This is a genomic window from Ensifer sp. Root558, from assembly GCF_001427045.1.
In the GTDB taxonomy this organism is placed as follows: domain Bacteria; phylum Pseudomonadota; class Alphaproteobacteria; order Rhizobiales; family Rhizobiaceae; genus Ensifer; species Ensifer adhaerens.
Window position 1 is genome coordinate 630,741 of record NZ_LMGC01000035.1, and the last position, 12,537, is coordinate 643,277.

The window sequence follows — 12,537 nt, forward strand, 5'->3', positions numbered from 1 at the left end:
CCTGGCGTTCCGTATCGGAGCCGCATATGCAAGACTTCCTCGAATTCCAATCGATCTCCAAGGGCTATCCCGGCGTCCAGGCGCTGTCGGATGTCTCGTTTTCTGTGCGCAAGGGCGCCGTCCATGGCCTCATGGGTGAGAACGGCGCGGGCAAGTCGACGCTTATCCGCCTGCTCTCGGGCGACCAGTCTGCCGATAACGGAGAGATCCGTATTGAAGGCGAAGCACAAGGCTATCGCTCCGTGCGCGATGCGTTTCGCGCCGGTGTTATCGTCATCCACCAGGAACTGCAGCTCGTTCCGGAACTGACGGTCGCCGAAAACCTCTGGCTCGGCCACTTCCCCGGCAAGGGCGGGGTCATCGATCGGCGCCAGTTGCTTCGCGTCGTCGGCGAGAAGCTTGCGGAAATCGGCATTGACGTCGATCCGTCCGCCAAGATCGCCTCGCTCTCGATCGGCGAGCGCCAGATGGTCGAGATCGCCAAGGCCGTCATGCTTGATGCGCGCGTCATCGCGCTCGACGAGCCGACCTCGTCGCTGTCGTCCCGCGAAAGCGAAATCCTCTTTGCCCTGATCGAACGCTTGCGCTCGAATGGCACCGTGATCCTCTATGTCTCCCACCGGCTCGACGAGATCTTCCGGCTTTGCGACAGCCTGACTGTGCTGCGCGACGGCAAGCTCGCCGCCCATCATCCTGACATTTCCAAGGTCACGCGCGACCAGATCATCGCCGAGATGGTCGGACGCGAGATCTCAAACATCTGGGGCTGGCGGGGCCGCGATCTCGGCGCGGAACGTCTGCGCGTCGACGCGATCTGCGGTCCGAAGCTGAAGACACCCTTGAGCTTCTCGGTCCGGCGCGGCGAGATCCTTGGCTTTTTCGGCCTGATCGGCGCTGGCCGCAGCGAGATGACCCGGCTGGTCTATGGCGCAGACAGACGCCACCAGGGAACCGTGACGATCGACGGCGCGATCGTGCCGGCCGACAACCCGCCACAATCGATCCGCGCCGGCATGGTCCTGTGCCCAGAGGACCGTCAGTTCGACGGCATCGTTCAGGGGCGCAGCATCGAAGAAAACATGGCGATTTCGTCGCGCCGGCACTTTTCGCCCTTCGGCATCCTCAACCGCAAGAAGGAAGCGGAACTGGCGGACCGCTTCATCGCCAAACTTCGGGTGCGCACGCCGTCCCGCAAGCAGGACATCATCAATCTCTCCGGCGGCAACCAGCAGAAGGTCATCCTTGGCCGCTGGCTCTCCGAACAGGGCGTGAAGGTGCTGATCATCGATGAGCCGACGCGCGGCATCGATGTCGGCGCCAAGTCGGAGATCTACGAAATCCTCTACGAACTCGCCGGTCAGGGCATGGCGATCGTCGTCATCTCCAGCGAATTGCCCGAGGTGATGGGCATTACCGACCGTATCCTCGTCATGTGCCAGGGCCGGATCGCCGCCGATTTCGCGCGCACCGATTTCGACGAACGACGCATCCTCGCCGCCGCCCTTCCCGATGTTCCAACCGAGCAGGTTCAGCCGTCATGACTTCCTTGAAAAAACTTCTTCTCGGCGAACAGGGTCTGGTCGTCATCTTCGCCGTCGCCTTCGCCATCGTGGCGCTGACGGTTCCGAACTTTCTGACTGAGCGCAACATGCTCGGCCTGCTGCAGTCGGTCGTCACCATCGGCATCGTCGCCTGCACGATGATGTTCTGCCTGGCCTCGCGTGACTTCGACCTCTCGGTCGGCTCGACCGTCGCCTTCTCGGGCATGGCCGCCGTGATGGCATCGAACGCCTCGGGTTCGATCCTCGTCGGCCTGATTGCGGCACTCCTGTGCGGCGGCTTCGTCGGCCTCGTCAACGGCGTGGTGATTGCGCATTTCCGCATCAACGCGCTGATCACGACGCTTGCCACCATGCAGATCGTGCGCGGTTTCGCGCTGATTGCGTCTGACGGTCGCGCCGTCGGCATCAACGACCCGAGCTTCTATCAGTTGGCACTGTCGAAGTTCCTGGGCATCCCGACGCCAATCTGGGTGATGGGTTGCTTCTTCCTCGTCTTCGGTTTCGTGCTGAACCGCACTGTCTTCGGCAAGAACACGCTCGCGATCGGCGGCAACCCGGAAGCCTCACGCCTCGCCGGCGTCAATGTCTCCAACATGCGCATATGGATCTTCGCACTGCAGGGCCTCGTCTGCGCTGTTGCCGGCGTGCTGCTCGCCTCGCGCATCACGTCAGGCCAGCCGAATGCGGCAACCGGTCTCGAACTCTCGGTCATTTCTGCCTGTGTGCTCGGCGGCGTCTCGCTTGCCGGCGGCCGGGCGGCGATGACCGGCGTGATCGTCGGTGTTCTCATCATGGGCATTGCCGAAAACGTCATGAACCTGCTCAACATCCAGGCCTTCTACCAGTATGTCGTGCGCGGCCTGATCCTTCTGCTCGCAGTGCTGCTCGACAATCTGCGCTCGGCCGCCGCCGGTCGTCGCAGTTAGGGCATGACGGAAGACATCGTCCTCCTCGAAAACGAAGAAGGGCTCACTGTCGAGGTGAGCCCGCTTGGCGGCGCGATCCTGTCGGCCCGCTGGCGCGGTATTCCTTTGCTGGCGCCGACGTCGGCACCGGGGCTTGCCTCGCAAGTGTTCGGCGCCGAGGCCTGCTTTCCGCTGGTGCCCTTTGGCAACCGCATTGAGGCCAACGGCTTCCAATTTGACGGTCGCGACTACAGGCTGGAAAGAAACACCACCGATCCGCTCGTTTTGCACGGAGACGGCTGGCTTGGACGCTGGTCGATCCTGCAGCGCGATCGGCAATCGCTCACCCTTCGCTTGGACCAGCAGGCAAGCGTTGCCACACCCTTTGCCTATGAAGCGATAGAGACGATCGCCATCGACGGACCGCGCCTGATCCTCTCGCTCTCCATCACCAACCGCGCCGACCAGGCCCTGCCATACGGACTGGGCTTCCATCCATTCTTTCCGCGCACGCCTGAAACGCGCCTCATCGCCCGTGCCGACCGATATTGGAGCGAACGGGAAGGTCATCTGCCAGACCGCCCCGGCCCCATCCCTCAGAACATGAACTTTGCATCCGGGTCCCCCTTGCCCCCGAACTGGCTGAACAATGCCTTCGACGGCTGGGATGGACGAGCCCGCATCGAATGGCCGGAAACGGGGCTTGCCGCTTCGCTCGAGGCCGATGGGCATTTTCGGTTCTTCGTTCTCTACTCGCCGTCGGCGACAAGCAGCTTCTTTTGCTTCGAGCCGATGAGCCATCGGCCGAACGCGCACCGCGATCAACGCGACGGCGGCCTCGTCCGCCTGCAGCCTCTCCAGACTGTGACCGGAACGATCGCGCTCAGCGTCGAGGAACTGGCGAGCGGGTAACAGTTCGCAAAGAGCGGTTTCGCATCCAGCAATCGTTTACAAGTAACCCTGGGTGAAATTGCTTCAAGTGAAAATTATTGGTTGCTACCGCGGGGTCCTCGCGCCTGTGCGAACAGCCGATGCCAGCGCGCCACAGGCGGGATAGCTGTGGATTGTGCAGGGCATTGGGGACGAAGGCGAAAGGATCAAAGGCTTCGCAAGATTGCTTATACCAATGATTCCGTGGAACTTTTTTGAGCAGGCTCCGTTTAGAAGCCGCCACGACCGCCCCGGTCGGTGGCGAGACTGAACAGGAGATATGCATGAATTATGTGACCGCCGCCGCGCTTTCCCTTGCCCTCGTTTCCAGCGCCGCCTTCGCGCAAGAACCCGCAGCAAACGGCGCAGATGCGATGCTGGTCGGCCCCGGCATCACGATGGGTACCGCCGCAACGATGCCGCTGAAATATGTGGAAATCAAAGACACCGATATCGTCAATTCACAGCTCATCGGCGTCGATATCTACAACAAGCAGAACGAGACGATCGGCGAGATTTCCGACGTCGTCATCGGCGACGGCAAGTCCGTCATCGGCATTGTCGCAAGCGTCGGCGGTTTCCTCGGCGTGGGCGAGAGCTATGTCGTCATCGACCCGGCGTCAATTGCACTTGCCAACGACAACGGCACTTGGAAGGCCTATGTCGACACCAACAAGGATGACCTCTCCAAGGCACCAAAATTTGATTACGGCAAGCTGAAGAAATAGTGACCGGCCCTGCCGCGCGCGTTCGCTTCTCCGGCGAACGCGTTTTCGTCTTCGGGCGCCTGCACATCCGCCACCGAATAACCGCATTCAGATTGCGCGAAAGCATTCCATTTTCTGCGACAAATACCGCCAGGACTTAGTTTTCTATTCTCACAATGTGGACATTTCTGCACGAGCGTGCCAAAAGACAATCGGATTGCGACATGATGTCGTATTTGCGCAGGCCTTTCTGGTCGTGCGCTTCTCCGTTTCGCTGATCGTTTCATCAGCCTTTCAAACACAAAGGAGAGTGCCCCGCTTCCGGAGCCGGGCCCAGAACATATGGCATTTCAAACTGAGAGCGACCGCTCGGCCCACGAGCAACCGGTCAAGATCAGTATCAAGAACGTTTTCAAGGTTTTTGGCGAGCGGCCGGACGAGGCGCTGAGCCTTCTTAAAGCCGGCAGCACGAAGGCGCAGATCCACGCCGAGACGGGTTGCACCATCGGCGTCAACAACGCGACCTTCGACATTCGGGCCGGCGAGATCTTCGTGATCATGGGGCTTTCGGGTTCCGGCAAGTCGACGATGCTGCGCCTCCTCAACCGCCTGATCGAACCGACCTCCGGTTCCATCGAGATCGATGGCAAAGACGTAGCACGCTTGCCGCGCAGCGAACTGATCGCCTTGCGCCGCCGCGACATAAGCATGGTCTTTCAGACCTTCGCGCTGCTGCCGAACCGCAGCGTTATCGACAACGCGGCCTTCGGCCTCGAGGTCGCTGGCGTCGGCGAGGCCGAGCGCAAGGCCCGCGCCCGGACGGCTCTGCACGCTGTCGGGCTGGAAGGATACGACGACAGCCGTCCCGACCAGCTCTCCGGCGGCATGAAGCAGCGCGTCGGCCTTGCGCGAGCGCTCGCCGCTGAGCCCTCCGTGCTCCTCATGGACGAAGCCTTCTCTGCCCTTGACCCGCTGATCCGCACCGAGATGCAGGACGAACTTGTCCGCCTTCAGGCCGAACACAGTCGGACCATCGTCTTCGTCAGCCATGATCTCGACGAAGCCATGCGGATCGGCGACCGCATCTGCATCATGCAAAATGGTGAGGTCGTGCAGGTGGGCACCCCGGACGAAATCGTATTGAAGCCCGCCAACGACTATGTGCGGTCGTTCTTCCGTAATGTCGATGTCTCTCAGGTCTTCCGCGCCGGCGACGTCGCCCGCAAGACGCAGGTAACGATCATCGAGCGACAGGGTGTTTCGGCCGCAGCTGCACTCGAGCGCATGGAACATTACGATCGCGAGGTCGCCATCATTCTCGGCCGCGACAAGACCTATCACGGCATGATCAGCCGGTCTTCGTTGATCGCAACCGCCCGCGACGGCGCCGCCGATCCCTATCGGCGCGCCTTCCTGCCGGATATCGAGCCGATCCCGGCGTCGGAAAGCTTGTCCAATGTGCTTGGGAAGGTGGCTGCAAGCGCGTTCCCAATGCCTGTCATCGACGAAGCCAACCGCTACCTCGGCTCGATCAGCAAATCCGCGCTACTCGAAACGCTCGATCGCACCGTCTGATCCAGCCCTTCGGAGACAATCCATGACTTTCGATATCGGTGACGGCGTCGACAGCGCCGTCAACTACATCCTCGACAATTTCGCACCGCTGCTCGATCTGATCGCTGCCGCCATCGGCACCGTGACCAACAGCATCCAGGCGGCACTTCTCGCCGCCCCCTTGGCCCTCGGGCTCGCGATCTTCGTGCTTTTGTCGCTATGGCGCGTCGGCTTCGGCTTTGCGGTCTTTACCGCCCTTTCACTGATGCTGGTCGAACACATGGGCCTTTGGTCCGCGATGATGGAAACCCTGTCGCTCGTCATCGCATCGACGCTCGTTGCCATGCTCATCGGCCTGCCGCTTGGCATCGCCATGGCGCGCAGCGATCGCGTCGCGGCATCCGTGCGACCCATGCTGGACCTCATGCAAACCATGCCGGCCTTCGTCTACCTCATCCCGGCGGCGATGTTCTTCGGCCTTGGCGCCGTGCCCGGGACGATCGCAACGGTGATCTTCTCGATGCCGCCGGTCGTGCGGCTCACCAATCTCGGCATCCGTCAGGTGCATGTCGAGTTCATCGAGGCCGGCAACGCCTTCGGCTGCACCGCCTGGCAGCTGCTCGTGAAGGTGCAACTGCCGAACGCCATGCCTTCGATCATGGCCGGCATCAACCAGACGATCATGCTTTCTCTCTCCATGGTGGTGATCGCCTCGATGATCGGTGCGGGCGGCATCGGCAACACGGTCCTAACCGGCATCCAGCGTCTCGACGTCGGAACCGGTTTCGAAGGCGGTCTCGCTGTCGTCATTCTCGCCGTCATTCTCGACCGGATCACCCAGAGCTTCGGCAAGGAGCGCGCCAGCCCGTGGCGCGTCCTGTTCCGCCGGCGACAGGAACAACCCCGGACCTCCCCCGTCACTGCCTGACGCTGCGGACTTTCCCATCCATCTGGCAGCGTTCGCACTGCCGCTTGCAATCGTTCAAGAAAGGAACATCCATGTTCAAGACCCTTGCGACCATCAGCCTTGCGGCCAGCATTGCCGCCGGTACGTTCGGCGCGGCTGCCGCAGAGGAAAAGCCACCCGTCAGGATCGGCTGGGCCGCCTGGTCGGACGCCGAGTTCGTCACCAAGCTCGCCGCAAAACTGATCAAGGACGAGCTCGGCCAGGAGGTCGAGCTTGTCCAAACAGACATCGCTCCGCTTTACCAGGGTGTCGGCCGCGGCGACCTCGATGCCATGATGATGGCTTGGCTGCCGGAAACCCACGCCGACTACTTCGCCAAGGTGAAGGGCAAGGTAACGACCCTCGGGACCGTTTACGACGGCGCCAGGCTCGGCTGGGTGGTTCCGAAATACATTCCCGAAGACGCAATCGCCTCGATCGACGACCTCAAGAAGGACGATGTGAAGGAGAAGCTCAAGGGCAGGATCGAGGGCATCGATCCCGGCGCGGGCCTTACGCGTCTGTCCGAGCAGGCAGTCAAGAACTACGGGCTCGACGGATACAAGCTGCAGATCTCCAGTGAGGCCGGCATGCTGACGACCATTGACCGGGCAATGCGCAAGAAGGATTGGTTTGTCGCCACGGCCTGGAGCCCGCATTGGATGTTCGGCAAGTACGAGCTTCGCTATATAGCGGATCCGAAGAACGCGCTCGGCAGGGCCGAACGTGTGGACGTGCTGGCACGCAAGGACATCGAAAAGGACAATCCGGAAGTCTCAGGCCTGCTGTCGCGCATGAAGCTGCCGATCGCCGATCTTGAAGCCGCGATGTTTAACGCCCAGCAGACCTCCTACGAAAAGGCTGTCGCCCAGTACATCGCGGATCATCCCGACCAGATCAAAGCCTGGCTCGCCAAGGACGGTGGCTAAGCTCTGCCACTCGCGTCCACAACCGACGCCCGCGATCTCGTTGCGGGCGTACCTCCCGACAGAAGGATCATCGACATCATGAACGACATGCTTGCACCCCGCGCCACGGCCGACGCCACCGACGACACGATCGGTGGCCGCATTTCGCTTGCCCGCGATGCCATCAAGCTTTCGATCGAAGAGATATCCGCAATCGCGGGTGTTACCGAAGAGACCTGGATCAGCTGGGAAAATGACCGCGCAGAACCGAGGGCCAACCGCCTCGACATGATGGCCGGCATCCTGCAGGTCAACATCGCCTGGCTTCTCGATGGGCGCGGAACAGGACCAGTGGAGGCGAGGTAGTCCGCAAGCACTGCCCCGTTCGGCGCGCTCAGGAAGAACACCAACACCGTCACAGGCGATCGTCGCTGCGGTCGCAGCCGCCTACCTTTCGCCGATCGGGGTCGAGACGGATCCGACCCTTCTCAAGCCCCCGATGACCCTTGGTCGCCCACCTTAAACGGAGGCGGCTTCCAGGCGGACGCCGTCAAAACGCGCGTTCATCGCAACGATCGATCCTGCATCCGGCATCAGGCATGCGGCCGTCGCCAGCGCGTCGGCGATGGCAGCGGATGGTGCCGACACCGAGACAGAGCGCCAGTTTGCGGGCGCGGGCATTCCGGTCAGGGGGTCGAGAATATGTCCGTCTCTGGCTGCTTGATCGAAGGTCGTGCCGAGAGGGGCGGAGGTGGCGACCGCTCGCTGGCGCAGCGGCAGGCGCTCGCCTGATTCCAGTCGGACTGGCCATCCACCGCCGCCCGGTTGTCCCCCGAGCGCACGGAACTCGCCGGTATCGATCAGAATGTCCGTCAGTCCCTCACCTTCAAGCATTGCTGCTACGCGGTCGGCGACATACCCCTGGCCGATGCCGTTCAACGTCAGCGCCATGCCCGGATGCAACGTGATCGCTGCTGCATCGAGCTTGACCTTGCCCCAGCCGACGTTGCCACGCACGCGATCAACGTCCGCCGGGCCGGGTCGCGTGCCGTTTGCAGCCGATTGAGCCCAGAGCGTCCAGAGCGGCTGTACCGTCGGATCGAAGCGCCCGCCGCTTGCCAGGTGGACTGCGTCGGCCAGTGACAGACATTCCAAAAGCTCGAATGGCGGGTCTTGAAGATGACCGTCGCGGTTCAACCGGCAAAGCGCGCTGTTGGCACGGTAGAGGCTAAGGATGTTTTCCAGACGGTCGATCTCCGCCATGACCCTGGAGACGATCGTCCCGGCCTCGGGGTGCGCAATCCGGATCGAGGCACGCGCGCCAAGAGCCTGACCTGTCCAGAAGCGGGTTGCCGCGTTGGCGTGGGCGATGGCGGGCGCCGTTGCGAGAACTGCAGAAATTGCAATCAAGCGGCGTCGGGTCAGCAGCATGGGGTCAACCTCCGGCTGGATGGGGCAATGCGCGCAGACGGCCGAGATAGTCTTCGTCGTCCGCTCGCGGTTCCGAGCCGGTCTCCACCGGCGTCAAAACCATGGCATCGGTAATATCGGCGAGCGCAAGCACCTGGCCGCCCTCGGCAAGAACGAAGGCCGCAGCCTCGTCGCGGCTTGAAAACGGCACGGCTTCGGGCGCACCCATGCCGCCTCGCCGGGCAGAGCCGACCACGTAGAACGCCTTGTCGGCGGCGATCCAGTTGCCGTCACCGGGCTGGTCCCACGTTGCCCCCGCAGCCCCCATGTCATTGACATAGATGACGAGGATCGGCGCAATCTGCTCCGGCCCACGCGCATAGGCGATCGCATCGCGCACCTGACTGAAGAAGAGCGGCGCGGGGCTTCCTTCCAGAAAGATCTGGGCCTTCGGGCCGGGGTGCTCCAGAAGGTTCATCTGGCAGTAATGACCGAGGGTCTCGGGCGTCATGTCCTGCGGCACGATGCTTTGGGCGACGTCCTCCTTGCAGGCGGAGAGCAGCGCCAGAGCGGCCGCGACGAGCACGAAGCGAAGTCGGGTCCTCATGGGGTCACCTTTCGGAAGGCTGCGGCGGCAAGGGCTATGGCGGCGAGTGGCCAGGCGAGAAGGGAGGCTGCCGATTGCCAGAGCGGGATCGTGCCGGCGGCGCCACCCAGTCCGCCTGCGGCAGAAACGGCTTGTGCGGCCGAGAGGTTAAAGACGCGAAAGGCGTCGGCAGGGTTGGCAAGCAGCGCAACGGGCAATGCGTGTGTGGTGAAGGCACCGCCTCCATCCGTCACGATTAACGCCAACAGGGCGAGGTCGTAGAGCACCACCGCCACCAGCCAGAGCGCGATGGCCAAGCCCGCCGCCCCCGACGGCCGTCGCGCCAAAGCCGAAAGCGCATAGCCGGTGCCAAGAAAGGTCGCACCCAGCAGCACAGAGGACCAGATCAGCCGCCATAGGGCGCCAAGCCCCGCGGTTGCTCCAGGATCGAACCAGACGGCTGCGAGCGCCGCCGCGCCGTAGCCAAGCGTCACGGCAAGACCGAGGATTGCGAGATGCGCCAGCAGTTTGCCGAGCAGAATCTGCAGGCGTGAGACGGGATAGGTGAGAAGCAGTGGCAGCGTGCCGCGTTCCACTTCGCCAGCCACCGCATCGAAACTCATCAGCAATGCCAAAAGCGGAACCAGATAGACCGCAAGCGAAGTGAGCGAGGCGACCGTTACGGAGAGCCGGTCGACGCCAACATCGCCCGTCGGGGCAGAGCCGGCGGCGGCCAGCACCAGGGCGAACAGCACCATCATGCCGGTGGCGATAGAGACCCAACGATTGCGCAATGCGATACGGAATTCGCTGACGGCGGTGGCAAGGATGCGGTTCATTGCCCGTCCCTCCGGCTGAAGTGGCTGTAGATGTCCTCGAGGCTGGGCGGGATGACATCGAGATCGGCAATGGCGCTCCCAAGCGCCGCAATGCGGGCAAGGAGCGGCAGTTTTTCCGACTGCGAACCGCGAAGGCGCAAGAGACCGTCCTCCCCTTCCACCCCCTCGGGAAAGGTCGCTGCCAGCGCCGGCGCATGGCCCGGTGCGGGGCGAACGGAAAAGGCGACCGGAAGTGCCGCACGGGTCCGAAGATCGGCAAGCGTACCTTCTGCCACCAGTTCCCCACCGGAAAGGATGAGGATGCTGTCGGTGCGGGCCTCCACCTCGGTCAACACGTGGGAGGAGAGCAGGATGGCGGTTCCTTCTGCGGCCAACCCGTCGAGCAGGTCATAGAAGTCCCGTCGCGACACCGGGTCCAGGCCAGAGGTCGGTTCGTCCAGCACCAGGAGACGGGGGCGGCCGATCAGCGTCTGGGCCAGACCCACCCGCTGGCGCATGCCCTTGGAATAGGTACCGATCCGACGCCGCGCCGCGTGGCCCAGTCCGACCCTCGCAAGAAGCTCCGTGGCCTGCTTCGGGTTTTCGCCACGCAGTGCGAGATAGTGGCGAAGCTGTTCTTCTCCCGTCAAAGCCGGGTGAAAGGCGACATTTTCCGGCAGATACGCCACCTGGGTCCGCGCGGCGGGCGAACCGGGCGCCGAGCCGCAAACCGAAACCTCGCCGCTGTCGAAGGGGATGAGGCCAAGCACGATCTTCATCATCGTCGACTTGCCGGCACCGTTATGGCCGAGCAGTGCCGCGCGCCGTCCCGGCTCCAGCGCAAGGGAAACGGACTTGAGCGCTTCCACCGATTGGAAGCGCTTAGTGAGCCTGGAGATTGTCAACGTCGGTGTCATCGTAATTTCCTTCAGTCCAGCGCCCTGCGGCCTCGGCCTCATAGGCAAGGATTTCGAGCGGGACAGGGATGGTCAGGGGGCGCATCAGCGGCGCGCTGTCGCGCACGCCTCCAGGCAGCGTGGCGGGAAAATCCCGCTGGCTCCAGCGAACGATCTGCACGGCCGGCGAGCCGGTGAGCAGGCTTGCCGCGGGCTGCGACCAGAGGATCTGGTCCATCAGGTCGTTGGGGCGGTAGAAACTGTCGGCAATGCCGTCGCCGTTGAGGTCGAAGGCCGGATGATCGGACCAGAAATTGCCCCGGCCTTCATGGCTCCATTCCATATTGCGGGTGCCGACATATTTGACCTGCTCGCGGTTGGCGATGAAGGCGTTGCCTGTCAGCACATTCTTTTCCGAACCGGCGGTGAAATGTATGCCAATGCCGCAGCTCTCGAAGCGATTTCCCCAGACCAGGTTCTTGTGGGCGTTGTAGATGAACAGGCATTTCTTCGTGCCCCCGCGCACCAGATTGCCTGACACGTCGGCATTGTTGGCATAGTTCAGCATCAGCCCATGCTCGCGGTCGCCAAGGCTGAGATTGTTCAGGATCTTCGCGCGGTTGGAGAACATGATCGCAAAGCCCAGATGGTTTCCGATCGAGATGTTGTCGGAAACCTCGGTGTTGCGGGTGTACATGAAGTGCACGGCAAAGCGCAGGTCGCGCATGATGTTGCGGCGATAGATGCTGTCGGCGCTGGCGTTCGAAAAGATGCCGTCGCGACCGTAGCGGATAATATTGTCTTGAAGCAGCGTACCCGGGCTGTTCCAGACATAGATGCCGTTACCGCGCTCGTTCATGCGGGCGCTGCGCGTGCCGGTGATCTCGTTTCCGGAGACAATCGTGTCGCGGCCGCCATGGACGTCGATGCCGTGCATGTTGTCGGTGACGAGCAGCTTTTCGACACGGGCGCGATCGGCGCCTTGAACGATTTTGACCCCGGCGTCGAGATCCTGGTTGATGCGACCCGAACCGGTGACGGTGAACCCCGTCAAGGTGACGTCCGACGCGGCAATCGTCACCACGCTACCCTGCTTAAGCCCATTCACCACCGCTCCGCGCGGACCGGTGATGGTCAGTGGTCGGTCGATGGTGACGGGGCCGTCATAGGCCCCGTCGGTCAACACCAGCACATCGCCGGGTTGAGCCCCGGCGATGGCTGCGGCAAGACTGCCCGCACCCGGCACGACTGCGCGCTCCGCCGCTAAGAGCGGAGAGGCGAGAAGAAAGCCGATCAGGAGAACGGACAGCCGCAT

The 12,537-nt window shown here is 62.7% G+C and carries 13 protein-coding genes; 8 read left to right on the forward strand and 5 right to left on the reverse strand.

The genetic code is table 11. The features are described from left to right. Nucleotides 1-26: 26 nt before the first annotated feature. The 8 genes from araG (at nucleotide 27) to ASD63_RS29400 (ending at nucleotide 7,878) form a co-directional block, all read left to right on the forward strand. A complete protein-coding gene (araG, locus tag ASD63_RS29365; RefSeq protein WP_060530196.1) occupies nucleotides 27-1,541 on the forward strand; it encodes an L-arabinose ABC transporter ATP-binding protein AraG in 1,515 nt (504 codons plus the stop codon). Next, the gene (araH, locus tag ASD63_RS29370; RefSeq protein WP_029742703.1) at nucleotides 1,538-2,488 is read left to right on the forward strand and encodes an L-arabinose ABC transporter permease AraH; all 951 of its coding nucleotides are present in this window, start codon (nucleotides 1,538-1,540) and stop codon (nucleotides 2,486-2,488) included. The genes araG and araH overlap by 4 nt, the downstream gene beginning before the upstream one ends. A 3-nt stretch (nucleotides 2,489-2,491) precedes the next feature. After that, nucleotides 2,492-3,379, forward strand: a complete 888-nt coding sequence (locus tag ASD63_RS29375) for an aldose 1-epimerase (RefSeq protein WP_060530197.1) — start codon at nucleotides 2,492-2,494, stop codon at nucleotides 3,377-3,379. A gap of 302 nt (nucleotides 3,380-3,681) precedes the next feature. Then, on the forward strand, nucleotides 3,682-4,125 hold the full coding sequence (locus ASD63_RS29380) for a PRC-barrel domain-containing protein (protein ID WP_210339140.1): 444 nt from the start codon (nucleotides 3,682-3,684) through the stop codon (nucleotides 4,123-4,125). Between the two features lie 321 nt (nucleotides 4,126-4,446). After that, nucleotides 4,447-5,679 carry a glycine betaine/L-proline ABC transporter ATP-binding protein ProV gene (proV, locus tag ASD63_RS29385; protein WP_060530198.1) on the forward strand — a complete coding sequence of 411 codons (1,233 nt, stop codon included), beginning with the start codon at nucleotides 4,447-4,449 and terminating at the stop codon, nucleotides 5,677-5,679. Nucleotides 5,680-5,701: 22 nt separating this feature from the next. Further along, complete coding sequence (locus tag ASD63_RS29390; RefSeq protein WP_029742707.1) at nucleotides 5,702-6,586, forward strand: proline/glycine betaine ABC transporter permease; 885 nt, start codon at nucleotides 5,702-5,704, stop codon at nucleotides 6,584-6,586. Between the two features lie 71 nt (nucleotides 6,587-6,657). Beyond that, nucleotides 6,658-7,533, forward strand: coding sequence for a glycine betaine ABC transporter substrate-binding protein (locus ASD63_RS29395; protein WP_060530199.1), 876 nt, complete (start codon nucleotides 6,658-6,660; stop codon nucleotides 7,531-7,533). A 78-nt stretch (nucleotides 7,534-7,611) separates the two neighbouring features. Further along, complete coding sequence (locus tag ASD63_RS29400) at nucleotides 7,612-7,878, forward strand: helix-turn-helix transcriptional regulator (protein WP_226020894.1); 267 nt, start codon at nucleotides 7,612-7,614, stop codon at nucleotides 7,876-7,878. Nucleotides 7,879-8,031: 153 nt separating this feature from the next. Here ASD63_RS29400 and ASD63_RS29405 read toward each other — a convergent pair whose 3' ends face one another. The 5 genes from ASD63_RS29405 to ASD63_RS29425 are packed head-to-tail and all read right to left on the reverse strand — an operon-like array spanning nucleotide 8,032 to nucleotide 12,537. Then, nucleotides 8,032-8,943, reverse strand: coding sequence for an FAD:protein FMN transferase (locus ASD63_RS29405; protein ID WP_082573014.1), 912 nt, complete (start codon nucleotides 8,941-8,943; stop codon nucleotides 8,032-8,034). Between the two features lie 4 nt (nucleotides 8,944-8,947). After that, on the reverse strand, nucleotides 8,948-9,529 hold the full coding sequence (locus tag ASD63_RS29410) for a nitrous oxide reductase accessory protein NosL (protein ID WP_029742711.1): 582 nt from the start codon (nucleotides 9,527-9,529) through the stop codon (nucleotides 8,948-8,950). Then, a complete protein-coding gene (locus tag ASD63_RS29415; protein WP_034799004.1) occupies nucleotides 9,526-10,347 on the reverse strand; it encodes an ABC transporter permease subunit in 822 nt (273 codons plus the stop codon). Before ASD63_RS29415 ends, ASD63_RS29410 begins: the two co-directional genes overlap by 4 nt. Next, on the reverse strand, nucleotides 10,344-11,243 hold the full coding sequence (locus ASD63_RS29420) for an ABC transporter ATP-binding protein (protein WP_060530200.1): 900 nt from the start codon (nucleotides 11,241-11,243) through the stop codon (nucleotides 10,344-10,346). Before ASD63_RS29420 ends, ASD63_RS29415 begins: the two co-directional genes overlap by 4 nt. Continuing rightward, on the reverse strand, nucleotides 11,209-12,537 hold the full coding sequence (locus tag ASD63_RS29425; protein WP_060530201.1) for a nitrous oxide reductase family maturation protein NosD: 1,329 nt from the start codon (nucleotides 12,535-12,537) through the stop codon (nucleotides 11,209-11,211). The genes ASD63_RS29420 and ASD63_RS29425 overlap by 35 nt, the downstream gene beginning before the upstream one ends.

What these genes read in the sequence shown, in the direction of transcription:
- araG (WP_060530196.1), top strand. Translation starts at nt 27, where the DNA reads ATGCAAGACTTCCTCGAATTCCAATCGATCTCCAAGGGCTATCCCGGC.
- araH (WP_029742703.1), top strand. Translation starts at nt 1,538, where the DNA reads ATGACTTCCTTGAAAAAACTTCTTCTCGGCGAACAGGGTCTGGTCGTC.
- ASD63_RS29375 (WP_060530197.1), top strand. Translation starts at nt 2,492, where the DNA reads ATGACGGAAGACATCGTCCTCCTCGAAAACGAAGAAGGGCTCACTGTC.
- ASD63_RS29380 (WP_210339140.1), top strand. Translation starts at nt 3,682, where the DNA reads ATGAATTATGTGACCGCCGCCGCGCTTTCCCTTGCCCTCGTTTCCAGC.
- proV (WP_060530198.1), top strand. Translation starts at nt 4,447, where the DNA reads ATGGCATTTCAAACTGAGAGCGACCGCTCGGCCCACGAGCAACCGGTC.
- ASD63_RS29390 (WP_029742707.1), top strand. Translation starts at nt 5,702, where the DNA reads ATGACTTTCGATATCGGTGACGGCGTCGACAGCGCCGTCAACTACATC.
- ASD63_RS29395 (WP_060530199.1), top strand. Translation starts at nt 6,658, where the DNA reads ATGTTCAAGACCCTTGCGACCATCAGCCTTGCGGCCAGCATTGCCGCC.
- ASD63_RS29400 (WP_226020894.1), top strand. Translation starts at nt 7,612, where the DNA reads ATGAACGACATGCTTGCACCCCGCGCCACGGCCGACGCCACCGACGAC.
- ASD63_RS29405 (WP_082573014.1), bottom strand. Translation starts at nt 8,943, where the DNA reads ATGCTGCTGACCCGACGCCGCTTGATTGCAATTTCTGCAGTTCTCGCA.
- ASD63_RS29410 (WP_029742711.1), bottom strand. Translation starts at nt 9,529, where the DNA reads ATGAGGACCCGACTTCGCTTCGTGCTCGTCGCGGCCGCTCTGGCGCTG.
- ASD63_RS29415 (WP_034799004.1), bottom strand. Translation starts at nt 10,347, where the DNA reads ATGAACCGCATCCTTGCCACCGCCGTCAGCGAATTCCGTATCGCATTG.
- ASD63_RS29420 (WP_060530200.1), bottom strand. Translation starts at nt 11,243, where the DNA reads ATGACACCGACGTTGACAATCTCCAGGCTCACTAAGCGCTTCCAATCG.
- ASD63_RS29425 (WP_060530201.1), bottom strand. Translation starts at nt 12,537, where the DNA reads ATGCGGCTGTCCGTTCTCCTGATCGGCTTTCTTCTCGCCTCTCCGCTC.